Origin of the sequence: Fibrobacter sp. UWR3, assembly GCF_900143055.1 — a bacterium.
Lineage (GTDB): Bacteria > Fibrobacterota > Fibrobacteria > Fibrobacterales > Fibrobacteraceae > Fibrobacter.
In genome coordinates this window covers 61410-82777 of record NZ_FRCW01000012.1, presented here as the reverse complement: position 1 = coordinate 82777, position 21368 = coordinate 61410, and the positions used below count along the sequence as shown (strand labels likewise).

The 21368-nt window shown below is 48.8% G+C and carries 28 protein-coding genes; 10 read left to right on the top strand and 18 right to left on the bottom strand.

What is annotated here, in order from left to right:
- Window positions 1-109: 109 nt before the first annotated feature.
- A complete protein-coding gene (locus BUA44_RS13665; RefSeq protein WP_072813200.1) occupies window positions 110-1168 on the bottom strand; it encodes an MBL fold metallo-hydrolase in 1059 nt (352 codons plus the stop codon).
- Between the two features lie 43 nt (window positions 1169-1211).
- On the bottom strand, window positions 1212-1793 hold the full coding sequence (locus tag BUA44_RS13660) for a flavodoxin family protein (RefSeq protein WP_072813198.1): 582 nt from the start codon (window positions 1791-1793) through the stop codon (window positions 1212-1214).
- Between the two features lie 74 nt (window positions 1794-1867).
- Between BUA44_RS13660 and tatA the strand changes: the two genes are divergently transcribed.
- Together tatA and tatC are read left to right on the top strand one after the other, a co-directional pair.
- Window positions 1868-2071, top strand: a complete 204-nt coding sequence (tatA, locus tag BUA44_RS13655) for a twin-arginine translocase TatA/TatE family subunit (protein WP_072813132.1) — start codon at window positions 1868-1870, stop codon at window positions 2069-2071.
- Window positions 2071-2871, top strand: a complete 801-nt coding sequence (gene tatC, locus BUA44_RS13650; RefSeq protein ID WP_072813129.1) for a twin-arginine translocase subunit TatC — start codon at window positions 2071-2073, stop codon at window positions 2869-2871. The genes tatA and tatC overlap by 1 nt, the downstream gene beginning before the upstream one ends.
- 127 nt (window positions 2872-2998) lie before the next feature.
- Here tatC and BUA44_RS13645 read toward each other — a convergent pair whose 3' ends face one another.
- Window positions 2999-3400 carry a hypothetical protein gene (locus tag BUA44_RS13645; protein ID WP_072813126.1) on the bottom strand — a complete coding sequence of 134 codons (402 nt, stop codon included), beginning with the start codon at window positions 3398-3400 and terminating at the stop codon, window positions 2999-3001.
- Between the two features lie 90 nt (window positions 3401-3490).
- The gene (locus BUA44_RS13640; protein ID WP_072813123.1) at window positions 3491-3916 is read right to left on the bottom strand and encodes a hypothetical protein; all 426 of its coding nucleotides are present in this window, start codon (window positions 3914-3916) and stop codon (window positions 3491-3493) included.
- Between the two features lie 118 nt (window positions 3917-4034).
- On the opposite strand from BUA44_RS13640, the gene BUA44_RS15430 reads away from it, so the two are divergent.
- The 4 genes from BUA44_RS15430 to BUA44_RS13620 all read left to right on the top strand — a co-directional run bounded on the left by BUA44_RS15430 (window position 4035) and on the right by BUA44_RS13620 (window position 5130).
- Window positions 4035-4217: a hypothetical protein gene (locus BUA44_RS15430; protein ID WP_072813120.1), complete on the top strand. Its 183-nt coding sequence runs from the start codon at window positions 4035-4037 to the stop codon at window positions 4215-4217.
- Window positions 4218-4341: 124 nt separating this feature from the next.
- Window positions 4342-4632, top strand: a complete 291-nt coding sequence (locus BUA44_RS13630; RefSeq protein WP_072813196.1) for a DUF7724 family protein — start codon at window positions 4342-4344, stop codon at window positions 4630-4632.
- The gene (locus BUA44_RS13625; protein WP_072813118.1) at window positions 4613-4846 is read left to right on the top strand and encodes a DUF7723 family protein; all 234 of its coding nucleotides are present in this window, start codon (window positions 4613-4615) and stop codon (window positions 4844-4846) included. Before BUA44_RS13630 ends, BUA44_RS13625 begins: the two co-directional genes overlap by 20 nt.
- Window positions 4846-5130 carry a DUF4160 domain-containing protein gene (locus BUA44_RS13620; RefSeq protein ID WP_072813115.1) on the top strand — a complete coding sequence of 95 codons (285 nt, stop codon included), beginning with the start codon at window positions 4846-4848 and terminating at the stop codon, window positions 5128-5130. The genes BUA44_RS13625 and BUA44_RS13620 overlap by 1 nt, the downstream gene beginning before the upstream one ends.
- A gap of 227 nt (window positions 5131-5357) precedes the next feature.
- Here the strand turns inward: BUA44_RS13620 and BUA44_RS15125 are convergent, their stop codons facing one another.
- From BUA44_RS15125 to BUA44_RS13550, 14 genes are all read right to left on the bottom strand, one after another.
- Complete coding sequence (locus BUA44_RS15125) at window positions 5358-5456, bottom strand: LEPR-XLL domain-containing protein (RefSeq protein ID WP_083579636.1); 99 nt, start codon at window positions 5454-5456, stop codon at window positions 5358-5360.
- A 21-nt stretch (window positions 5457-5477) separates the two neighbouring features.
- Window positions 5478-6671: an FISUMP domain-containing protein gene (locus BUA44_RS15120; RefSeq protein WP_083579635.1), complete on the bottom strand. Its 1194-nt coding sequence runs from the start codon at window positions 6669-6671 to the stop codon at window positions 5478-5480.
- A 189-nt stretch (window positions 6672-6860) separates the two neighbouring features.
- Window positions 6861-8000, bottom strand: coding sequence for an FISUMP domain-containing protein (locus tag BUA44_RS15115; protein ID WP_178348804.1), 1140 nt, complete (start codon window positions 7998-8000; stop codon window positions 6861-6863).
- Window positions 7997-8725: a nucleotidyl transferase AbiEii/AbiGii toxin family protein gene (locus tag BUA44_RS13600; RefSeq protein ID WP_072813105.1), complete on the bottom strand. Its 729-nt coding sequence runs from the start codon at window positions 8723-8725 to the stop codon at window positions 7997-7999. The genes BUA44_RS15115 and BUA44_RS13600 overlap by 4 nt, the downstream gene beginning before the upstream one ends.
- A gap of 318 nt (window positions 8726-9043) precedes the next feature.
- A complete protein-coding gene (locus BUA44_RS15110; RefSeq protein ID WP_083579633.1) occupies window positions 9044-9484 on the bottom strand; it encodes an LEPR-XLL domain-containing protein in 441 nt (146 codons plus the stop codon).
- A gap of 34 nt (window positions 9485-9518) precedes the next feature.
- Window positions 9519-10658 carry an FISUMP domain-containing protein gene (locus tag BUA44_RS15105; RefSeq protein WP_083579632.1) on the bottom strand — a complete coding sequence of 380 codons (1140 nt, stop codon included), beginning with the start codon at window positions 10656-10658 and terminating at the stop codon, window positions 9519-9521.
- 208 nt (window positions 10659-10866) lie between these two features.
- Window positions 10867-12297: an AAA family ATPase gene (locus BUA44_RS13585; protein WP_072813099.1), complete on the bottom strand. Its 1431-nt coding sequence runs from the start codon at window positions 12295-12297 to the stop codon at window positions 10867-10869.
- A gap of 158 nt (window positions 12298-12455) precedes the next feature.
- The gene (locus tag BUA44_RS13580) at window positions 12456-13538 is read right to left on the bottom strand and encodes a fibrobacter succinogenes major paralogous domain-containing protein (RefSeq protein ID WP_255370570.1); all 1083 of its coding nucleotides are present in this window, start codon (window positions 13536-13538) and stop codon (window positions 12456-12458) included.
- Window positions 13539-13799: 261 nt separating this feature from the next.
- Window positions 13800-15164, bottom strand: a complete 1365-nt coding sequence (locus BUA44_RS13575) for an ATP-binding protein (protein WP_072813091.1) — start codon at window positions 15162-15164, stop codon at window positions 13800-13802.
- Window positions 15165-15370: 206 nt separating this feature from the next.
- Window positions 15371-15772 (bottom strand): hypothetical protein, encoded by a 402-nt coding sequence (locus BUA44_RS13570; protein ID WP_072813090.1) that lies wholly within the window; start codon window positions 15770-15772, stop codon window positions 15371-15373.
- 92 nt (window positions 15773-15864) lie between these two features.
- Complete coding sequence (locus tag BUA44_RS13565; protein ID WP_143152011.1) at window positions 15865-16290, bottom strand: hypothetical protein; 426 nt, start codon at window positions 16288-16290, stop codon at window positions 15865-15867.
- Window positions 16291-16413: 123 nt separating this feature from the next.
- Complete coding sequence (locus BUA44_RS13560; RefSeq protein ID WP_072813086.1) at window positions 16414-17097, bottom strand: DUF4405 domain-containing protein; 684 nt, start codon at window positions 17095-17097, stop codon at window positions 16414-16416.
- A 1-nt stretch (window position 17098) separates the two neighbouring features.
- A complete protein-coding gene (locus BUA44_RS13555) occupies window positions 17099-17401 on the bottom strand; it encodes a formylglycine-generating enzyme family protein (protein WP_255370569.1) in 303 nt (100 codons plus the stop codon).
- 38 nt (window positions 17402-17439) lie between these two features.
- Window positions 17440-18642: a carboxymuconolactone decarboxylase family protein gene (locus tag BUA44_RS13550; protein WP_072813082.1), complete on the bottom strand. Its 1203-nt coding sequence runs from the start codon at window positions 18640-18642 to the stop codon at window positions 17440-17442.
- Between the two features lie 291 nt (window positions 18643-18933).
- On the opposite strand from BUA44_RS13550, the gene BUA44_RS13545 reads away from it, so the two are divergent.
- The 4 genes from BUA44_RS13545 to BUA44_RS13530 all read left to right on the top strand — a co-directional run bounded on the left by BUA44_RS13545 (window position 18934) and on the right by BUA44_RS13530 (window position 21337).
- Window positions 18934-19449, top strand: coding sequence for a type IV toxin-antitoxin system AbiEi family antitoxin domain-containing protein (locus tag BUA44_RS13545; protein WP_254793998.1), 516 nt, complete (start codon window positions 18934-18936; stop codon window positions 19447-19449).
- A gap of 2 nt (window positions 19450-19451) precedes the next feature.
- A complete protein-coding gene (locus BUA44_RS13540; protein ID WP_072813072.1) occupies window positions 19452-20315 on the top strand; it encodes a nucleotidyl transferase AbiEii/AbiGii toxin family protein in 864 nt (287 codons plus the stop codon).
- Window positions 20316-20561: 246 nt separating this feature from the next.
- Window positions 20562-20729: a hypothetical protein gene (locus BUA44_RS15760; protein WP_173319863.1), complete on the top strand. Its 168-nt coding sequence runs from the start codon at window positions 20562-20564 to the stop codon at window positions 20727-20729.
- Window positions 20729-21337, top strand: coding sequence for a hypothetical protein (locus tag BUA44_RS13530; protein WP_072813067.1), 609 nt, complete (start codon window positions 20729-20731; stop codon window positions 21335-21337). The genes BUA44_RS15760 and BUA44_RS13530 overlap by 1 nt, the downstream gene beginning before the upstream one ends.
- The last annotated feature ends 31 nt before the right edge of the window (window positions 21338-21368 follow it).

Genomic DNA, 21368 nt, shown 5'->3' with positions numbered 1-21368 from the left:
GGAACACCAACCCCGCACCCACATAATTAGATAAAAACGTCAAAAAAAGCACCTTTTTGCGGGTGCTTGCTTAAAATATCCGTTTAGGAAGTGTGTAAAAACAACCGTATTATTCCAAATACACGACTTCGCCCATTTGCGGCATAAGCACGGGCTTGCCCGATTCCTGGGCGGCACGTTTCGCATTTTCCAGCGGTTCCGTGTACGAATGCTTGCTCAGGCAGAACTTGGAATGGTGAACCGTCATGTAGCGGTTTGCATCCAGTTCCACCATTTCCTTGCCCAGGTATTCCGGCATGGTGTGGATAAGCGACCAGTCCTTATTGTACTGCCCGTTTTCAAGAATCGCCAAATCGATGTCGGCAAATTTCTTTCCGATTTTTTCGAAGTGCGGACCGTAACCCGAATCACCGCCAATCCATATAGTGCGCTTAGGAGACTTGAACGCGAACGACGCCCACAGGGTCTTATTCTGGTGCAAATCGCGGCCCGAAAAATGCCTTGCCGGAGTCGCTGTCACATAAAATCCTTCGCCCAGATCAACAGATTCCCACCAGTCAAGTTCCGTAAGTTTTTCAACGGGATACTTCCAGTATTCAAAATGCTCGCCCACGCCAAGGCCAGTCACCACGCGCTTTACGCGAGGTTCCAGTTCCGTAACCACCCGGTAATCCAAGTGGTCCCAGTGGTCGTGCGAAATCACCAGGTAGTCAATATCCGGCATGTCGACGGGCTTGTAGATGTCCGTTCCCTTGAACATCTTGTTCACGAAACTCACCGGCGAGCCCTGGTAAAAAACCGGGTCCACCAGTACCTTCTTTCCAGATAAATTAAGCAGGTACGAGGAATGTCCGAACCATACAATCCAATCGCGGCCCTGCGGTAGCGACTTCAGGTCGGTCTTGAGCACGCTCAATGCGGTATCGGGAACGGTCTGACTCTTGTCGCCGAACAGGAAATCCTTCCACACGGCAAACACGCTCCTGTCTCCCGTCATGGTGACGGTCTCGACCTCGTTTACGAACTGCTTGCCGTCGTAATTCGGCGACTGCTTGATGCGTTCAAGGCGCTTGCCTTGTGGAATATGGCCGAAGCTCGCCTGCGATAAGAACAACACGCCCACATCTCCTAAAATAAAAAGTACAGATAAGATAATCGCCGTAATCATGAGTTTTTTGTTCTTTGCAAAACGCAAGCGCATCGTTCCTATTCTAGCGGATAAAGTTCGTGAAGATTTTCTTTTCGGCAACAGGCTGCACGACACCCGCCTTCTTGCCCGCTTCGATGCTCTTCAGAATCCAAGCCATGTTGCGGCCCAGTTCCTTCATAATCTGCACGCCTTCCTCGTCCTTCAGCACATCTTCGGGACTAGAACCGTGGACCATGTTCCAGTAGCGCGACGCCACCATAGGCTGCTGTGCAAACGCCGGATACTTATTCAGAGCATCAAGAGTAGCGCTAGTCCCTGCGCGGCGGGCAGAAGCAACCGTTGCGGCGGGCTTAAAGAGCAGTTCCGCTTCGGCAATGCCGTAAAGCCTGTCCAGGAACATCAGCATTTCACCGCTGGGAGATGCATAATAAACCGGGGAGCCATAGACGACGGCGTCGGCCGTTTTAAGGCTTTCCTTGGCCTCGTGAACCACGGCGTCAATTTCGCCCTTCAGCACGCGACCACCCACAAAGAAAATTTCCGTCTCGATGCCCGCGGCCTTGAGTTCGCCAGCCACCAGGTTCAGCGCCGTATAAGTGCAGCCCTTTTCGCGACGGCTACCGTTAAATAAAACGACCTTCATCATAAACTCCTTTGTCTTTTGCCTAAAATATACAAAGAAATTATGTTATATTTCTACGAAAAGGCAGGTAAAAAATGTCCATTGGAATTCCAGAAATAATCCTGATTGTGGTCGTGGTGCTCCTTTTGTTCGGAGCAAAGCGCATTCCTGAACTTGCGCGTTCCCTGGGACGCGCCCAGAACGAGTACAAGAAGGCGAAAGACGCCCTGAAGGAAGAAGCCGAAGACCTGCAGAAGACGGTGGAAAAAGCCGCCGAGGCAGAAGAAAAGAAAGGCTAATGTCCTCCAAACAGGATCAAGAGGCTACGCTGATTTCGCATTTGGAAGCGCTCCGACGGGCGCTTTTGCGTTCTATTGTCGCCCTTGCCATCGGCATCGTGCCCCTTTTCCTTGTTTCGCCCTACGTTCTGGACTGGTTCTGTGAACAAATTGCCCTGCAGGGCGGCGTCACGCTCCATTACTTTTCCCCGATGGAAGTGTTCCTGCTGCAGCTCAAGATTTCTGCACTGCTGGACTGCGTGCTGTTTTCGCCCTACATCGCCTGGAACATGTGGCAGTTCGTGCTTCCCGCCCTATACGACAACGAGAAACGCTTCATCCGTTCCATCGTTGCGCTGACCAGCATGCTCTTTATCGCGGGCGTCGCGTTCTGCCTAATCGTCTGCTTCCCGCTGATTGTGCAGTTCGGCATGAGTTTTGCAAGCACGACCCTACAGCCCGTATTTGGCATCTCTAACCTGGTAACACTCGCGCTCTGGCTTTCCCTTGCGTTCGGATGCATGTTCCAGTTCCCGCTGGTGACCTACGCGCTTATCCGTGCGGATATCGTGAGCTACGAGACCGTATGCAGCAAGCGCCCCTACGTGGTGGTGGCAATCCTGCTGTTCGCCGCATTCCTTACTCCACCCGACATCATAAGCCAACTACTTCTGGGCGCACCGACTTACCTGCTCTTTGAAGCAGGACTCTTGGCGGCCAGACGCTTCCATGGGCGTTCCCCGGCTCATCGAGCCAAACCAATTACAAAAACGGATGTTACGAAAATTATCCAGCAGAAAAATAATTTTCCTACTAAATAATTTTTGAAATTTAGCCCTTCCTTGGGCGTTCCCCGGCCAGGTCCCTGAGCCTGCCGAAGGGCCGGGGCGGGAGCTGCAACGAGGCCCCCTCGTTTTTCCGAGGGAGCCTTTTTGACGATATGTCCGTTTATTTCACGAAAACGGCGAGAAGTTTATGCGCCTCGTCGCCTTCGGCAAAACGGATTTCACCTACGGTATGGTACTCGAATCCCGAGAACTGCTGCAGATGCAGTGCCGCAAATTCGCGGTCCTGCGAATAGCAGAGATTCAGGCGAAAGTTCCCGTTGTCGCCTGTTTTCGGATGGCCATTTTTTTGAACGACCGCGTCCAGGGCGCTTGGAGAAGCCTCGACAATTTCCTTGACCTTTTGGCCCTCCGTAGGGCTGTAGTCCAGGCATATTCCCACAACGGGCGAATTCGTCCTGGTGTAGGTGACGTTGGTCTTGAATCCGAAAAACTTCTTTTCGGTCTTGATATAGGGCTTGTTGAAGAGGGCGTTAGCCATCTCCATCTTAGAAATGTTTTCCATGTTCTTTCTCTTTTTTAAAATGAATGATGTCACGCACCCGGTAGGGGCCGCGGCCATTTACTAGTGTTTAAGGCTTGGAGAAAGAACTTGCTAACAGAGCATTCGCTCTAGCGTATAAACGTAATACTCTTTTGATTTCTGATAAACTAGCGGCAAAGGAAAGCCGCATTGGGCGCAAACAGTTGGCCGCGCGATCTTAGTCGGAAATGGCGTAGCCTGCTTGAACGTTGCCGAACTGCGTCCGCCGTCCCCTTGAAGGCCGTTGCCGCGCGATGCACGCAAGGACACCTGCTGGCCCGACCTGCGTGTAAACTGCATGGCCTCGGCAGTCGATTCCCGCAACAGGAACAGCGGACTTTCGGCATGCACATTGTCGGCGGAGACCTTGCCATATTCCGAAGCCCGCCCCATTTCGGTTCCGTAATCGTAAACAAAAGAACCTTCGACAACGGCAGCAAGAATCGCGAACAACGCGACCGCAATCATCGACAGAATATTTTGTTTAATACGCTTCATTGTACTAAAATATACAAATTGCGGTGCGACGCCCCCTAACGCAGAAGCAATGTGAAATGTGAAGTGTGGGGTGATTATTCGAAGTGTTTTTTTTCAAAAATGTTTGTATATTTATGATATGACTCAGCAAGCGAAAAGAATGCACGAACTTTACGAAGAATGCAAGCACATCGGTCTTTCGGAAACTTCCGATGTTATCGAAAGCGCGGCATCGGCAGAAGAAGCGGAATTCTTCGCCAAGGCTTTCGACATCATCTTGCAGCAAAAACAAAAAAATGTCGTTGCGGAAAAGGGGTTCTGATTGGCCAAACTTGTCTGACGAATAGGGCTTTTTTGAAAGCCTGTTTTTTTTTCATGGGCGTTCCCCCTGTAAAACCGAGCCAGCCCAGGTTGCCTTTGGCGACAGAATAATGTATATTGTGGACATGGTCAATTCTAAGGCAATCCTGTCAAATGATGGATGTTACATATCCTTCTCCTTTAACGGGCGGACTATACGGTTCAAGGGGCCGTATAGCCTTGTCAAGATTGCAAAGGTGAAGGAATGGGACAACGGCTACCTGGTGGTCGATGCCGTATATAGCCAGAACAAGGACAAACTCGTCGAAGACTATATCGACCTGGTCCCTATCCTTGAAGACCTTTACATCGACCCGAAAATTTTCTTGCAACCGATAACATCCGTCGAGGTGGACAATGTCCGAGCAACAGCTTAATGAAATCGCCGACAAGGCCGACATGATTATCGCCAACTACAGTTTCACCGTTACAGACAACGGCGATGTCAAGATCCTCTATTTAAGCAACCCGGAGCAAGCCTGCGTCCTGAACAAGGACGGAGACATGATCAAGTCCTCCATGTGCGACGCACAGTTAGCCCTCGTCCAGGCCTACTACCTGAAAAACAAAGATTTGATCGGGAACGACTAATGCCGAAATATTTTCCATTCAAGATCGCCGGTTACTATCTGTATTTTACCATGGCCTGCATAGTCGAATGCATCCACGCACACGCGAGCGACTCAAAATTGACTGAAGCCGGTTCCGCAAAACTTTTCATCAAATCAAACGGCGACACCGTTGTCCAGAAACGCGGCTCTCTTTCCGACAAGGATCTTCTGACCATCCAGAAATACATCAAGAACAACTACTTGACGATGTTCGAAATGTGGTCTCAGCATTCGGAACACGGATTCTTCGGCGAGAACAAGTAAATAACCTAAAGCAGTAAAAGTAAGTATAGCCCACTATTGGGCGTTCCCCGGCCAGGGGCCGGGGCGGGTGCTGCTCGCCTCTCGTCACCCCGGACCTGATCCGGGGTCGGCTCATCGAGCCGCTTGCGCGTCTCGCCACCGCACGGCGGTGCGACGCCCCCTAACGCAGAAGCAATGTGAAATGTGAAGTGTGAAATGTGAAGTGTGTAGTGTGGGGTGTGGAGTGATTATTCGACGGCAGCCATAAGCAGGCGCGGTTCAAGGGGTTCAATATTGAAATTATTTTGAGAGTTCTTCTTGGAAGATTTCTTAGATATGTTTTTCATCTTGGATGTCTTTGTTGAAATTTATTTTAATTTGACACAACGGACGGAAAGGGCGCAGTATTTTTCAAGCCCACCAGGTCCTACATTATTCTCATAACGAGTCACGTACTGCATTGAACCTCGAATAACATCTCCAAATACATATTCCACAGGGTAATACATATAAAAAGCTTCATCTAAATCTTCATATCCTTTTTGGTGAAAATACCTGCCCGACCCAGTAAGCGAAAGTCCACTTTTGTTGCTGCCGGAGAAATAATAACCGGAACGAAGGCCATTCGCAAAGTCATCGGTACTCGTCAGAGCGATTCGAAAATCATTTGCATTCATCATGCGCCAACCATCGGGGCAAATGCCCTGGTGGTTGGGCTGTATAAGGCTTGCACAGCTTTCGGTATTGCAACGACTCGGCAACTGTAAAGCCTCCGCCCACTGGTAAAGTCCTCCGTAACGGTCACAGTTTGTGGTATCATCATCGTAGCAATAGCGCTCAATTTTATCATCATTGGTCATGTTTTCACCAACCTTCAAGGTGACATCGGCGATATTCAAGTTCTGAGCCATGACTTGTATGGAGTCCTTGACATTATTCGTATCACGGCCGACAATCGTCAAGTAATTATAAACACGTCCGTTACGCGTGTCAGTAAAGGTCTTATATTTATCGGATAATAGCCCCCTCAAAGGCAGTGTTTGATCGAACGGTTCATAGGGCCCAGAACTGGAACTTTCCGTAGGCACGTAGAGCACATATCGTCCATCTACGCACAAATATATTTTTCCCGTATTTCCATCTGAAAGTATGCCTTCACAGGGCAACCCAACATAGTCGGTTATTTCACTCGAAGACGAATTCACCGACGAACTGGAGTTGTCCTTCTTACTGCTTGAAGAATCACCAGTCTTTACGGAACTTGAACTCTTGGAGTCGGACGAGTTCTTTGATTCTTTCGCGGAACTGCTTGATACTTCGACAGGTTCAGATCCCTTGAAACTACTAGACGACTTGTCTTTTTCCATATTTTCGTTACTAGACCCATTCGACTCCGCTGACGCTCCGCTCAGGGTGACACTCGAATCAGGCGACTCTACAGACGAACTGGAAACACTTGTTTCATCGGAACTAGCCGACGAAGAGTCATCGCAGGCGGAAAGGGCGAAGAATGCCGCGAGCACCGCCACCCACAAGAAACCAAGACCCTTGACACACTTCATACCATTATCTCCTGTAAAAATTTTCACCACCCACAAACCAAGCAATGTGAAATATGGAATGTGGAATTTATACCGCAAAATCCATCATGAATCTCGGTTCAAGAGATTCAATGCGGTAGTTGTTCATGCGATTCTTATTGTTTCTATTCTTTTTGTTATTTGCTTTAAACATATGAAACCTTTATTTTTTTAATTATTTTCAGACTTCTTATAAATCATCACGCAACGAACAGAAAAACCATGTGTTTTCAATTTCCATGTATGAGAAGTTGATGTTGTTCCTCGCGACATACCAGAAGGAATTGTCGTCGAATCATCACGTTCCTGGGGATAGAAGAAGTAAGTTGACTCTTGGAAACCCCTAAATGTATGATCCCAGTTATATCCCGGTCCGACTACACTAAATCCAGTGGTATTATACCCCCCAAAACCATTTTGCGTTTTTAGGTCATCAATGCCATGTGTAACATTTTCTGATTTCAAAATAAATTGGAAATCATCATATGTCATTATTCGCCAATCTTGCGGACAAATTCCCTGATGATTTTCATCAATCAAATGAGCGCAACTTTTGGTATTACAACTATCATTGAAGCCCATCATTTCCGCCCACTGGTAAAGCCCCCCGTATCGGTCGCAATTCGTCGTATCGTTGTCATAACAGTAGCGTTCTATTTTATCGTTATCCGATTGGTCCTTTGCCCCATCAACCATTTCACCAATATTCAGATTTTCCGCAAACACAGTCAACGAATCTGAATGAACCTTGTTGTAAATGGTTAAATAATAGTAGGACCGATTATTCCTTGTGTCCACAAATTGTTTAAACACACTGTCAGCACGACGGGGACCAAGAACAGCCCAATGATCATATGGAACATACTCTCCGCTACTGCTAGAAACAACTGACGATGATGATTGCTTTGTAGAAGAAGAGCTATTTTGCTTTTCGCTAGAAGATGAATTCACCGACGAACTAGAGTTGTCCTTCTTACTGCTTGAAGAATCTCCTGACTTTACGGAACTGGAACTCTTGGAATCAGAAGATACTTTTGTTTCTTTTGCGGAACTGCTAGACTTATTCTCACTACTCGATGACTTGTCTTTTTCCATATTTTCGTCACTAGACCCATTCGACTCCGCTGACTCCGGAGCCTGTCCTGAACTTGTCGAAGGACTCAGGGTGACACTCGAATCAGGCGACTCTACAGACGAACTGGAAACACCCGTTTCGTCGCCACCCGCCGACGAAGAGTCATCGCAAGCCGAGAACGCAAGCATCGCAACCGCGACAGCACTCACCAAGCCAATTTTCTTTATCGTTTTCATTTCATACTCCTGTCGTTCAAGCCGTTGTCCTTCAGGCAAAGCATGTCGGCGGCAATCATATCGATGTCCCGCTTGAACTCGGCAAAGGTCAATCCGCATTTCCACTTGATACTCTCAAACGCAGCCTGCGTTATTCCCTGCATGACCTGGGAAACATCTAATGGTTCTACGCCCAGTTCCTTTTCCCTGACTTCTTCAAAGACTTCCCGCCATTCGAATTTTTCGTTCAGGCATATCCGATGGATATCCACAATGTCCTTTGCCGACATCCTGAAAATCGCGGTCACCTTATTCGAAAGAATGTTCCTGACAGAATCCGTCCTGTAGAACAGGTCCGTTTCGGTTATCTCGCCATAGTGTGCGGCGACATCGTTTACGAAATCGAGTTTCAGCCCCATCTGGAAATCGGGATGTCTTAAGACAAGGGTCCTGAAATCGGGAGACTTGACAAATCCCGTTTCGACACTCCAGTCATAGCCGGCCTTTCGAAGACCATCTAGAACGGCGTCGACATACTGATTGAAGGAATTGTCGTTGTTGACAAAGAAATCCAGGTCGTCTGAATAGCGGTGGCGGTAATACGCCCTGCTAAGCGCGGTTCCACCGGTCAGATACAAAGGTGTGCCGCAGTTTTTCACAATATTCAGAACCCCATCTTGGAGCCTGTACAGGTTCTCCTCGTAGAATTCCGAAAGCGAAATCGTATTTTTGTCTGAAGTCGCCATTGCGAAGCCCCCTTCGGACCTTTTCCGTATAAAGTTTTGCACAGTTTTCCGCCCCGCCCCACAGCACTACCAGGTTGTGCCACGGCACCCGCTCCAGCGAACGCAGGAACAGGGCTTCACGGGATATGCCCCCAACCGAAGACACCGTCCCGTCCACCAGGGGAAGGAGCGTCTCGGCACTCACGCTTGAATCCCAGCAAAGGGGTTCAAGGATGCTGATTTTCGACAAAGGCTGCGCCATACCGTCAATATATAAATTTTTTTACCCAGAATCAACAGGCAGAAGCAATGTGTAGTGTGGGGTGTGGAATTATCCCGCTAGGCGGCAAGAACATCAAAATCTAGCTTGAGTGTATCATTATTTGGGGCACTAAAAACGGGATTTCCAATATTTGACGGTAACTGATCTGGGAGATTCGTGTTCAATCCAGAAACAAGTGCAGCCAAGGGGACAGATGTTGTCCCATCGGGCAATGCATCTCTATAGTTCTCGAATGCCGTAGATACCAAAGACCGTATATTTGAGCCGACACCAGAAAAATATGCAGAAGCAGAATCAAGAGACTCATTCAAGCCAAGTCCAGACAACCGCAAATCATCAACTTCATTCAAGGCACTTTCAACTGTAGTTGAAACATTGGATATATTGTCCCCAAAGTCATCTAAAACAACATCCGCATTCATCATCATGCGGGGTTCGAGTTGTTCGATTTTGAAATTATTACGGCTAGAGCCTTTTTTACAATTTCGTTTATCCATTTTTTACCCAATGTAAAGTGATTTCAGTAAAAAGTTAATTTCGAGCGCAACGGACGGAAAATCCTTCCGTTTTGTATTGTTCAATTCTCGTTCCACCATCACCTTTTATCGCATAACCACAATATGCAGCTTCTTTAGTATATGTTTTAGATTCTTCAGGATAAAACCAGTATGTTCCTTCTTTTAGTCCTGTAAAAGTGTGTCTCCAATTATATCCCGCGCCAACCAAACTATATCCCGTATAATTTAATCCTCCAAACGCAGTGGTATTTACCCCTTTCCAACCAGCATCATTATTTTCAGCCTTCATGACAATATTGAAGTCATTGTATGTAAGCAAACGCCAACCATCTGGGCAAATCCCTTGGTGGTTTTTTTGAATCAAGTGAGCACAACTCTTGGTATTACAACTATCGTTGAAGCCCATCATTTCTGCCCATTGGTAAAGTCCACCGTAATTTGCACATTTTGTGGTATCATTGTCATAGCAATAGCGTTCAACTTTAGAGTTGTCTGATTGATTCTCAGAACCATCAATCATTATACCAACATTCAGGTTTTCCGCCATAACATCGATTGTTGCAGCTTTATTATTAGTATCTTTTCCTGTCACAGTCAAATACTTGTATTTGCGTTGTTCATATTCAAATACACCATACGAAAGATTTGGACTAGTATAGTCCTGTTTTACGAAGCTACTACTCGAAGCGACTGATGACGAAGAACGCTTCACAGAAGAACTAGACGATCCTACAGAACTACTACTTTGCTTTTCACTCGAAGACGAACTCACCGACGAACTAGATTTATCCTTATTACTGCTGGAAGAACCACCAGTCTTCACAGAACTTGAACTCTTGGAGTCGGACGAGTTCTTTATTTCTTTTGCGGAACTGCTGGACACTTCGGCGGGCTCGGAACCCTTGACACTACTGGAAGACTTGTCTTTTTCCATATTTTCGTTACTAGACCCATTCGACTCCGCTGACGCTCCGCTCAGGGTGACACTCGAATCAGGCGACTCTACAGACGAACTGGAAACACCTGTTTCATCGTCACCCGCCGACGACGAATCGTCGCAGGCGGAAAGGGCGAAGAATGCCGCCAACAAGAAGATGGTTATGAGCCGGCCCTTCGGCAAGCTCAGGGACCTTGGAGCAATGAAATTTTTCATAAAACATCCCCGTCTATAGTTTATCCTATTAAATATAGGTAATGCCCCTGCCAAAGTCCATACCCCCCCCCATTGTAAAGTTTAGGAAACAAGACAAAAGTCCAGAATAACGCAGAAAAACAACTTTTTTCAAGGTTTTCCGTCAAAAATTTCCTATATGACTCAACTTAGGACATATAGGAGTCATAACTTGCCAAATGTAGGCATTTTATGGTAGATTTGGCGAATTATATAAGACATCCAAAGAGATTGATTTTGGAATCTGCCTGGCGCAGGAATTGGGTTTTAGACCGAGCGATGTCACGAAGGTAAGCATCGGTGACTTGCGGGTCTTAGTGGATTCCTTGAACAGCTTGACTTTTTCGAGGAGTTCCGTCAAGTAATGCTGCGTGACTTCGTAGGGGCTGGTCGAAAACTTCATTTCACAGATGTTGATGACGTTGTCGATGCGGTCGATCAGAAGGTCGAATTGTGCGCCGTCTTTCCCCGTATATATCCAGCTACATGGGGCACTTTCTATTCCAGAGATTCCGAGTGCGTTCAGGATTTGCGGATAATGCTGAAGGCACAGCATTTCGAATGCGTAGCCGCACCAACTGTTGTATTCAGGCTTACCCTGGATTTGCAGCCATTGGTTGCGGCGACCCTTCGCCCGTTTCGCGAGGAACCTGAAATAGAAAAGCGTGTAGAAATCGACGAGTTGAATCAGTTCGTCTTTGGTCTTCTTGCCAAAGGGACTATAACGCCTAATGAATCCGCAATTTTCAAGATCGTCCAAGGCCTTGGACACGCCCCCGCTACTTTCGACTGAAAGTTCCTTGATTAACGTGTTCCTGGTTATCCCCTTTTTCTTTTGAGCAAGAACTTCTACGATGGCAATGTATTTTTCGGAATTGCGGAACAACGCGTGATACAAGTTGTGAAATTCGTTGCGGAGTTCGCCATCTTCGCTGAACAAAAGTCTGTCCACATTCTGTGCAAGGCTTTCGCCTTTGTCCAGGAGTTTCAAGTAATACGGAATCCCCCCAAAAACCATGTAGAACTGAGCGATTTCAAAACGGTCCATGGTGAAATTTTTTGCCTTCAAAAATTCTTCGCATTCGCCAAGGGTGAACGGAGAAAGTTTTATCTGGTGCGTTACGCGGTTATGCAGACCACCCTTGTTGTTGATGAGCTTGTTCATCATCCACGACGTGGCAGAACCACAGACAATCAACTTTATGGTCGGGTCATCGGAGGCCCACGAATTCCAGAAATGTTCCAGGGCGCTTACAAAGTCAGACCGTGCGGTATCGAACCACGGCAGTTCATCAATGAAAATGATTTTCTTGGTTTTACGCAATTTCGATAGTTCGTCGCGCAAGAGATTGAACGCGTCAAACCAATTTTTGACGGTTGCCTTCTTTGAAAAATATTGCGAAAAGGCATCCGTAAAATTCTGCAATTGCTTTTTGAGATCGGAATTGGCCAACCCCGTCATGTAAAAAGAAAAGTTTTTATGGAAAAGGCCCTTCACGAGATAAGTCTTGCCGACTCGCCTACGACCATAGACAGCGACAAATTCAGCTTCGTCGCTATCGATGAACCTGTTCAACAGGGATATTTCGCGTTTTCTGCCAACAATCAGTTTTTCGGACATAGGACCTCCCTATACTTTACCAAATATATATAAAAACACATGGATTTGGCAAGTTATACGGCATAATTCACCAAAAGCATCTTTTTTATGATAGATTTGGCAAGATAACGCGGTTTTAAGGCAGCATTGCCATTCGGATTTGATAATCCGTCGGCGGGTTAGTCAGAGTCCTTGACGCAACGGACGGAGAAACCACGGTCCTTGCTGTAGCCGCCCAGGCCCGCACCGGCGCCGCTGTAGTACAAATTCATGACGTACGCGTCGTCGCTGTCGTCCTCAGTAGAACTCCAGAAGTACGCGCCGTAGCCCTCGCTGTTGTAATCCCCAAGGCTGTACCTGATGCCGGCAGGAAGCGCCGAGAACCCGAAGGTATCTATTCCGTTGCCGCTATCTTTGCCGCTACGTCTCCAGCCTGTCGCGGACTTGAGCATGGCACCCGCCGTAGAAGAGCCTTCCACCGCCGTGAACAGGGCTTTCCATTCATCATTGCTTGGCAAGTGCCAGCCCTTGGGGCAGACGCCCCGCACCAAGGTCGCTGAGCCCGCCAAAGCGACGCTACAATTCTCGCCATAGCCGCAGCCCTTGCCACTCGTGCTCCACTCACCCACGCTGTCCATGGCCGCAGCCCAGGTATAAAGACGACCGTATTTGTCGCAATTGGCAGGGTCGTTGTCGTAGCACCAACTGGTGGAATCGGAGGTATAGTAGTCGTTATCAAAGGGAACGCCGGTGTAGGCGTAGTTCAAGTTCTCCGCCATCCACACCTGGCCACCGATTTTAACCGTCTTATAGACTTGTCCATCACGTTCATCGGTAAACTCTCCATAATCGATGTCCGGATTCAAGTAATCCCAGGCGGTTTTCATTTCTTCGCTAGACGAAGACACCTCCTTGCCCGCAGAGCTGCTTGACTTTGCGTCATTTCCAGATGTATTCGAATTGCTGGACTTGGTCGATGTTCCTGCCGAAGAAAGATTGTCCTTGCTGTCGCTGGAGTCGTCGGTCACTTCGGCGGGATCGTTGGACTTGCCACTACTGGAGATTGCTTCGTCCTTATCGTTGGAACGAGAATCACTGGATTCTTCGCGGCTATCGCCGCTCAGAATGACGTTATTGTCATCGTCACCCGCCGACGAAGAATCGTCACAGGCGGAAAGGGCAAAGAATGCCGCCAACATAAAGATGGTTATGAGCCGGCCCTTCGGCAAGCTCAGGGACCTTGGAGCAATGAAATTTTTCATAAAACATCCCCGTCTATAGTTTATCCTGTTAAATATAGGTAATGCCCCTGCCAAAGTCCATACCCCCCCCCATTGTAAAATTTAGGAAACAAGACAAAAGTCCAGAATAACGCAGAAAAACAACTTTTTTTCAAGGTTTTCCGTCAAAAATTTCCTATATGACTCAACCTGGGACATATAGGAGTCATAACTTGCCAAATGTAGGCATTTTATGGTAGATTTGGGCAAAATAAATTATTTAGTAGAAAAATAATTTTTCTACTAAATAATTTTAAGGACATCTTCCGGCAAAAAGACAATTCCATCCGTCTTGTCGCGAGGTCTTTCTTTCAAAAAAAGAACCGGGACGATTTTTTTATACTTGTGGACGAACGGCAATTTCTGGACCTGCTCATTCAGATGGGCTAACAGGCGCCCCGCATTTTCGCCATTCGTCCATTTGCATTCCCCGACAAGTAGCGTTTTCTTGTCCATGCTTTCGGCAACGACATCGATTTCGATCCGTTCTGACTTGCCGACATTGCCCCACCACCTGGAAGCTACATTGAACATCTCGCCACCGACAACCTGCCCGCTAACCGCCTGCCGGCAAAGGCGTTCCCAGCAAAATCCTTCAAATTCAGGGAAATGCTGTTGGACAATTTCTTCCACGTAATCAATACGCCCCAGTTCCAACAGCGAGCGATACGGGCTAATAAACCGGTAATAGAAATTAATGAACGGGTCGGACAAGTGGTAAATGCCGTGCTTGCTGTTTTTTGGATTTTCACCGAAAGGGATTTCCCGGTCCACAAGCTGCATGGTCACGAGCCTTTTTAAAGGGGCGCTCAAAGTCGCCGCATTCTTTTCGGCACGCGCCGCAATCTCCGAAATTCGGTTTGCGCCATTCCCGATGATTCCAAGAAGTGTGGAAGCCTGCACCAGGTCGCGCATGTCGTCGCGCAAAATATGCACAGGCTCGTCATGAAGGACGCCCATGGGAGAAAGGGCCAATTCCCTCAGGGCCGACTTGAAATTCCGATACCGTTCACGCAATTCCCAATAGCGGGGCACCCCGCCCCAAACGGCATATTCAGAAACTGCCTCCTTTGCCGTAATTTTCAACGCAGAAGGCAAGTAAGAAACCGGAATAGGCTTCAACCGGAGAATTTCATGGGCACGCCCATACAATGGCGATTTTTCGTCAAGAGCGACATCGAACATCATCTGTTGCGACGAGCCGCAAATCACCAGGTTGAAGTTCAAGGACTTTTCGTCCAGCAGTTTCTGCAGTGTAGAGGGCAACATCTCGCACGACTTCACAAGATACGGGAACTCGTCCAGGCAGAGCGTAGAACCCTTCGCGCACCTGTAGTTGAAAGCCCTGAAAAGCGACTCCCAGTCGGGGTAAGCAACGGAATCGAAACCCTCATACCGGACTGCAATCGCCATGGCCAGGAAACGGCGCTGGGCGGATTCTTCCGAACGGTCCGCCATAAAATAGATATCGTTTTCCTTCAAGACGCGCTTTAACAAGGTGGACTTGCCCAACCTGCGACGGCCATAGACAACGACAAAAGACGCCCCCTTCCGGGAGAGTTCCGCCTTCAGCCTTTTCGATTCTTCTTCACGATCTAGGAATTCCATACCCCTAATATAACAAATTATTTAGCAGAAAAATAATTTTCCTACTAAATAATTTTCGAAATTTAGCCATTTATTGGGCGTTCCCCGGCCCCAACTTGTCATCCCCGCGAAGGCGGGGATCTCCCAGCGTCGGCCAAGGGCCGGGTCGGGTGCTGCATCAAGCCCCCCTCGTTTTTCCGAGGGAGCCTTTTTGACGATATGTCCGTTTATTTCACGAAAACGGCGAGAAGTTTATGCGCCTCGTCGCCTTCGGCAAAACGGATTTCACCTACGGTATGGTACTCGAATCCCGAGAACTGCTGCAGGTGCAGTGCCGCAAATTCGCGGTCCTGCGAATAGCAGAGATTCAGGCGGAAGTTCCCGTTGTCGCCTGTTTTCGGATGGCCATTTTTTTGAACGACCGCATCCAGGGCGCTTGGAGAAGCCTCGACAATTTCCTTGACCTTTTGGCCCTCCGTAGGGCTGTAGTCCAGACAAGTTCCCACAACGGGTGAATTCGTCCTGGTGTAGGTGACGTTGGTCTTGAATCCGAAAAACTTCTTTTCGGTCTTGATATAGGGCTTATTGAAGAGGGCGTTAGCCATCTCCATCTTGGAAATGTTTTCCATGTTCTTTCTCTTTTTTAAAATGAATGCTATCGCGCACCCCGGCAGGGGCCGCGGCAATTTACCTGTGACTGAGTTTTCGGAGAAAGAACTTGCTAACAGAGCATTCGCTCTAGCGTATAAACGTAATACTCTTTTGATTTCCGATAAACTAGCGGCAAAGGGAAGCCGCATTGGGCGCAAACAGTTGGCCGCGCGATCTTAGTCGAAAATGGCGTAGCCTGCTTGAACGTTACCGAACTGCGTCCGCCGTCCCCTTGAAGGCCGTTGCCGCGCGATGCACGCAAGGACACCTGCTGGCCCGACCTGCGTGTAAACTGCATGGCCTCGGCAGTCGATTCCCGCAACAGGAACAGCAGACTTTCGGCATGCACATTGTCGGCGGAGACCTTGCCATATTCCGAAGCCCGCCCCATTTCGGTTCCGTAATCGTAAACAAAAGAACCCTCGACAACGGCAGCAAGAATCGCGAACAACGCGACCGCAATCATCGAAGAAACATTTTGTTTAACGGACCTCATCGCTGAATAAGATAGAATTTTTTTTTGCGGAATAACTATCTTTATTCCATAATTTGAACCGCTCCCCGGGCGTTCATCTATTTCAGGAGCATTTCTCTATCCCGAAAGCCATTTGCGTTTTGCTTATTTTATCCGGGATTGTCGGGTTGAAATTATTGCATTAAAAAGATGCACCGCGACGGCGAACAACACGACGATGGCGATATAGTCTGCGAAAAATAGTGCGTAACCGCGTTCCGCGTCAAAGAAGAAAAACGGCTGCTGCAGGAACATGTATTTCCAAAGCCCGCGAATGGCGAAGGCGTATATTCCGTAGCATGCCACGAGAGCGGCAATCACGCGGGTTGCGACAAGTCCAACTTTTGACTTGAAAGCGCCCGCAAGTCCCAAGCGGTTTGCAATCAGGCTCACATGCAGCCCGATGTGGAGCGACATGAACACGTAATACCAGTGGCTTGCAAGCAGGTGCGCCGTGCGGGCGAAGTTTGCACCCGATTCAATCCCGAGCCAGGCGAACACATGGTTCGAAAGCATGATTCCGCTCACCATCAGGAAAATCGCGCACAAAAGAATCCCGCAATTCACGACTGCCTGCAAGATGCGGAATGCGTTGTAGCGGCCCTTGAACAGCGAAAGGAAAAATCGTCGGTTCAGCGTGATGTGCACCGCCCACAAAGCGAGCAGCACCACGCCCAGAATCTCGTGAACGACAGTCGATTCAAAGAAGTAATTGCCGCCCATCAGCACAAGCGTCGCGACCGTCATCGCGATGTCAAGCGGCATACGGATTTTGGCGGAAATAGTCATATCAAGGAATATACATTATTTCGTCTTCACGCCGTTTTTCTCGAGCCGCATCAAGCCAGGTGATGTTTTCGACGGGCAAGTCGTCACCCTTGAAACTGGAGGGGTTCTCGCCCATTACCTCGCGGTAAAGCTTTTGCGTCACCTCGTATTTGCCCAGGTAAAAATCGGAGACCTTCACCTTGTGGAGCGTCTCGTCGTTGACGCGCCAGTCCTCGTTTGCGGGGCTTCCCATGTCGAAGGTCCCGCCCTTGATAAGCACGAAGCCCTCGGGCGCAGGTGCCGCCGCAAAAGTTCCTACCGTCATAAGGCCAATAAATGCGCAAGCGAGAATTCTGGCAAACATTATTTCAACTTCCCGTAGTCTTCGTCGCTCACGGGCTCGAGCCATTCGTTGCTCGTTCCTTCGCCGGGAACTTCAATCGCCAAATGCTGGAACCAGGAATCCGGAGCCGCCCCGTGCCAATGCTTGACGCCAGCCGGAATGTTCACCACGTCGCCGGGCTTCAGTTCCACCGCCGGCTTGCCCCATTCCTGGTAGTAGCCGCGGCCCGCCGTCGCAATGAGAATCTGGCCACCGCCCTTCTTTGCATGATGGATGTGCCAGTTGTTGCGGCACGCCGGTTCAAAAGTCACGTTCCCGACGCCCACCTGTTCCTTGCTGATCATGTCGAGATAGCTCTTGCCCACGAAATACTTGGCATAGGCGTCGTTCGGCTTGCCCACCGGGAACACACTCCAGTCCTTGTTTGGCATGGTTTTTGCGTCCGCCGCGACCTTCGCCTCCGCCACCGCTTCCTTGAGCAGTCGCAGCGCATTCAGCGTGCGCGGGTAACCGCAATACGGCAAGCAGTTGTAAATCGCCTGTTCCACGTAGTCGGCCGTGCGAATCTTCAGGTTCGCGCCGATATGCGCCTTGAGTTGCGGCTCCGTTCCCAAGTTCACGAGAATCGCCATCGTCAGGAGTTCGCGGGTATTCAGGTCGAGCCCCTTGCGGGTGTAGTAATCCCCAAAGCAGTTGCTCGCCAAGAAGTAATTGATGGTCGGCATCCCGTCCTTTCCATTCTTCGCCATGTCGCGGAAGGTCTGGCCGAACAGCGTTCCCTGCGCGTCGGCACCCGTCTCCAAGCGGGACTGCGCCGTCACCGTCCCACGGTTTTCATCCACCTTCACGTTCTTCGCCTTGAACACGCTGCGGGCAAATTCAACCGCATCCACCGTCCGCGGGAACCCGGTGTAGGGGGCACACTGGTAAATCGCCTCGAGAATCTCTTCGGGAGCAAGCCCCTGCGCAAGCGCCGTCGCCACTTCTTCTTGCAAAAGAGCGCCCGACTGCTGCGTCACAAGCGACACCAGGCGAATCAATTCCACCTCGCGCTTTTCCACAAGCGGAGTCGCCGCCGGAACCTCGTTCTGCGTGAAGTTGTCCATCACGGCACGCAGTTCCTTGTCCTGCGAAAGCGCCTTCGCCCCGCCCTGCGGGCAGCAGTCACATGCGGCAAGCACCGCACCCATACCAAGCATCGTCATAATCGTCCCTAGTTTCATGGTTTGTTCCTTTTTTATCTACGCCTTTAATATAAATAAATGCGTTTAGCCCGCAAAATACCAAATTTTCATGCTCAGTATGCACGAAACGCATAGTGAAAAATCGTTTCAACCATCGTCCACACCAAATACGTCTGTATGTCATAAGAGAAGCGTAAAAAACATATTTTTCAAAAAACCACTTGATTTTCTCCAGTTAATATATTATTTTTATAGTTATTGGAGGAAATCGTGATAAGAACCGTATCAGAAATCCTTTCAGACCTTGGTCAAAAATACAGGCAGCCCCAAATGAAGTTGCGTCAAATGACCCTGCGCGGCGAAATAACGCAAGTTATCCGCGGGCTGTACGAGACCGACAAGAACACCCCGGGCGAAGCCCTTGCAGGGGCGATTTACGGCCCATCGTATCTTTCCTTCGATTATGCCCTTTCAAGGCACGGGCTCATTCCCGAGGCCGTCCATCTCTTTACTTCCGCATCGTTCAAGAAGAACAAGACCAAACTGTACAAGACGCCCTTCGGCGAGTTTTCGTATTCCGATGTCCCGCCCGACGTCTTTCCGCACGGAGTCAATATCGAAAACGCAGAAGACAGGCCCTACGCAATGGCCACCTGCGAAAAGGCCCTTTGCGACAAGCTCTACAAGGAGCATCCGATTGCAGGCAAGCGCGCCATGGAAACGTTCCTGTTCGAAAACTTGCGCATCGAAGTCGGTGATTTTCGGAACCTGGATTTCGACTTCATCGAAAAGGTTGCCCCCCTGTACAGAAAGAAGAATCTACAAATACTGTCCAAGATGAGGTAGGCATGGCTCACGTACTTGATTCAATGCTTGCGAAATATAATTGCAAAAACGTTTCGGACTACAGGAACGCCCTCAAGGAAATTTCGCAGGAAGTCGCCCTGTGCGGACTTTCACGTGGAGGGTTCTTTGACAAGGCAGCCTTCTATGGCGGCACGGCGCTCCGCATATTCTATGGGCTGGACCGTTTTTCGGAGGACCTGGACTTTTCGTTGATTAAGCCAGACGAAGGTTTCGAGCTTTCACGTTATTTTGGCGTGCTTGAAGAAGAACTCTACTCTGTCGGCCTGGAGATGTCTGTCGAAGCGAAAAGCAAGCCGCACGGATCTCCGGTGCAGTCGGCCTTTCTCAAGGGCAACACGCTCAAGCACTTGCTTAAAATTGTTCCCGCAAAGCACTCTCCCTTGCCTGTTCCCGGGAACGAAATCCTGAAAATCAAATTCGAGGTGGACACGAATCCGCCAGAGTCAGCCACCTACGAAAGCAAGTATCGGCTGCTGCCATCACCTTTCATGGTTCGCCTCTACGACAGGCCCTCGCTTTTTGCGGGCAAACTCCACGCGTTACTTTGTCGCGGATGGAAAAGCAGGGTCAAGGGTCGCGATTTCTACGACTTTGTATGGTATATCTCGCAGAACACGGGCGTAAACTTGCCGCACCTGCAAAAAAGAATGGAACAGACCGGGCACTGGAAAAGTTCGGACACCTTGACTTTTGATGGACTCAAGGATCTACTAAAGGAACGTTTCCACTCCGTCGATTTCGAGGAGGCGAAAAGGGATGTCCGCCCGTTCATTGCCGACAGCGACAAACTGAATCTCTGGAGCGAGAGCTTTTTCTGTGCCATCACCGAAGAGTGGAAACAATAAGCCAGTTCCGCCCATAAGGCACAAGCCTACTTCACCCACTTATCGACTTCTTTCTGGGCCTTTATAAAAAACTCGTTTCTTTTCCATTTTGTCATTTTATGACATGCTAAAATTATATTTTTGCTCTAGCACGGTCAAAAGGCTTCTTTTTCTTCAAATAAGCCTTTTGGCCCAAGTTTCACCACTTGCACCAGCACGAGGAAAAATGTATATTGACTATAGTTCAATTCAACAATGGAGGTCATCATGGCACTAGCAATCGCATCGGTACCGATACTGACCGGCGAAGCGTCGGACAGGTTTGACCTCATGATGGAAGAAAGCGAAAAGCGTCGCGGTTCCATTGATTTCTCCAAGCAAATTGAACAGGCCAGAGACATTCTCTCCAAGGCCGATTTTAGAGAATTTAAGTAATGAACTTTCTCCAACAAAAATGCCGCTTTGGGTTCTACACCCAAGGCAAGGCCGCCCTATGCAAATCATTCAAGTGCGGGGACAACGATTTGGATGATTTCTTCACAAAGGACGCCTTTTTGCAGAGTGAAGAGTTGCTTTGCAAGAATTATTGTTTTTCCCTTGTCGATGACCCGGCACAACTGGTGGCGGTTTTCACTCTTTCCAATGACAGCATCAAAAAAATTCCGGGGTCACGCAAGAAGAAAGTTGAGAAAAACATCCCCCGCGAAAAGATATACAGCAGTTATCCGGCAGTCATGATAGGCAGACTCGGCATAAGCCTTGGTTTTCAGAGCAAACATCTGGGGAGTGACGTTCTCAGTTTTATAAAGGCCTGGTTCGTCGATCCGCTCAACAAGACTGGTTGCCGGTTTCTGCTGGTAGATTCCTACAACAAGGAACGAAACCTCAAGTTCTACCAGAACAATGAGTTCAAGTTCCTGTTCAGCACCGAAGAACAAGAACGCGAATTCCGTTGCCTCGGTCCTGACAGGCCATTGAATAGCCGTCTGATGTATTTCGATTTGATTGAATTGAAAAAGAAGCAGACTGGCGATTCTAAGTAAGGCGCAAGCCTACTTCACCCACTTGTCGACT

Coding starts and splice junctions, on each gene's coding strand:
- BUA44_RS13645 (WP_072813126.1), bottom strand. CDS start 3,400: ATGGAAAACATTTCTAAGATGGAGATGGCTAACGCCCTCTTCAACAAG.
- BUA44_RS13545 (WP_254793998.1), top strand. CDS start 18,934: ATGAAGTTGCGTCAAATGACCCTGCGCGGCGAAATAACGCAAGTTATC.
- BUA44_RS13560 (WP_072813086.1), bottom strand. CDS start 17,097: ATGACTATTTCCGCCAAAATCCGTATGCCGCTTGACATCGCGATGACG.
- BUA44_RS13580 (WP_255370570.1), bottom strand. CDS start 13,538: ATGAAAAATTTCATTGCTCCAAGGTCCCTGAGCTTGCCGAAGGGCCGG.
- BUA44_RS15760 (WP_173319863.1), top strand. CDS start 20,562: ATGGCACTAGCAATCGCATCGGTACCGATACTGACCGGCGAAGCGTCG.
- BUA44_RS13600 (WP_072813105.1), bottom strand. CDS start 8,725: ATGGCGACTTCAGACAAAAATACGATTTCGCTTTCGGAATTCTACGAG.
- BUA44_RS13550 (WP_072813082.1), bottom strand. CDS start 18,642: ATGAAACTAGGGACGATTATGACGATGCTTGGTATGGGTGCGGTGCTT.
- BUA44_RS13555 (WP_255370569.1), bottom strand. CDS start 17,401: ATGACGGTAGGAACTTTTGCGGCGGCACCTGCGCCCGAGGGCTTCGTG.
- BUA44_RS13660 (WP_072813198.1), bottom strand. CDS start 1,793: ATGAAGGTCGTTTTATTTAACGGTAGCCGTCGCGAAAAGGGCTGCACT.
- BUA44_RS15115 (WP_178348804.1), bottom strand. CDS start 8,000: ATGAAAACGATAAAGAAAATTGGCTTGGTGAGTGCTGTCGCGGTTGCG.
- BUA44_RS15105 (WP_083579632.1), bottom strand. CDS start 10,658: ATGAAAAATTTCATTGCTCCAAGGTCCCTGAGCTTGCCGAAGGGCCGG.
- BUA44_RS15110 (WP_083579633.1), bottom strand. CDS start 9,484: ATGGATAAACGAAATTGTAAAAAAGGCTCTAGCCGTAATAATTTCAAA.
- BUA44_RS13640 (WP_072813123.1), bottom strand. CDS start 3,916: ATGAAGCGTATTAAACAAAATATTCTGTCGATGATTGCGGTCGCGTTG.
- BUA44_RS13565 (WP_143152011.1), bottom strand. CDS start 16,290: ATGAGGTCCGTTAAACAAAATGTTTCTTCGATGATTGCGGTCGCGTTG.
- tatA (WP_072813132.1), top strand. CDS start 1,868: ATGTCCATTGGAATTCCAGAAATAATCCTGATTGTGGTCGTGGTGCTC.
- BUA44_RS13575 (WP_072813091.1), bottom strand. CDS start 15,164: ATGGAATTCCTAGATCGTGAAGAAGAATCGAAAAGGCTGAAGGCGGAA.
- BUA44_RS13620 (WP_072813115.1), top strand. CDS start 4,846: ATGCCGAAATATTTTCCATTCAAGATCGCCGGTTACTATCTGTATTTT.
- tatC (WP_072813129.1), top strand. CDS start 2,071: ATGTCCTCCAAACAGGATCAAGAGGCTACGCTGATTTCGCATTTGGAA.
- BUA44_RS13530 (WP_072813067.1), top strand. CDS start 20,729: ATGAACTTTCTCCAACAAAAATGCCGCTTTGGGTTCTACACCCAAGGC.
- BUA44_RS13540 (WP_072813072.1), top strand. CDS start 19,452: ATGGCTCACGTACTTGATTCAATGCTTGCGAAATATAATTGCAAAAAC.
- BUA44_RS15125 (WP_083579636.1), bottom strand. CDS start 5,456: ATGAAAAACATATCTAAGAAATCTTCCAAGAAGAACTCTCAAAATAAT.
- BUA44_RS13630 (WP_072813196.1), top strand. CDS start 4,342: ATGGTCAATTCTAAGGCAATCCTGTCAAATGATGGATGTTACATATCC.
- BUA44_RS13585 (WP_072813099.1), bottom strand. CDS start 12,297: ATGTCCGAAAAACTGATTGTTGGCAGAAAACGCGAAATATCCCTGTTG.
- BUA44_RS13665 (WP_072813200.1), bottom strand. CDS start 1,168: ATGATTACGGCGATTATCTTATCTGTACTTTTTATTTTAGGAGATGTG.
- BUA44_RS13625 (WP_072813118.1), top strand. CDS start 4,613: ATGTCCGAGCAACAGCTTAATGAAATCGCCGACAAGGCCGACATGATT.
- BUA44_RS13570 (WP_072813090.1), bottom strand. CDS start 15,772: ATGGAAAACATTTCCAAGATGGAGATGGCTAACGCCCTCTTCAATAAG.
- BUA44_RS15120 (WP_083579635.1), bottom strand. CDS start 6,671: ATGAAGTGTGTCAAGGGTCTTGGTTTCTTGTGGGTGGCGGTGCTCGCG.
- BUA44_RS15430 (WP_072813120.1), top strand. CDS start 4,035: ATGACTCAGCAAGCGAAAAGAATGCACGAACTTTACGAAGAATGCAAG.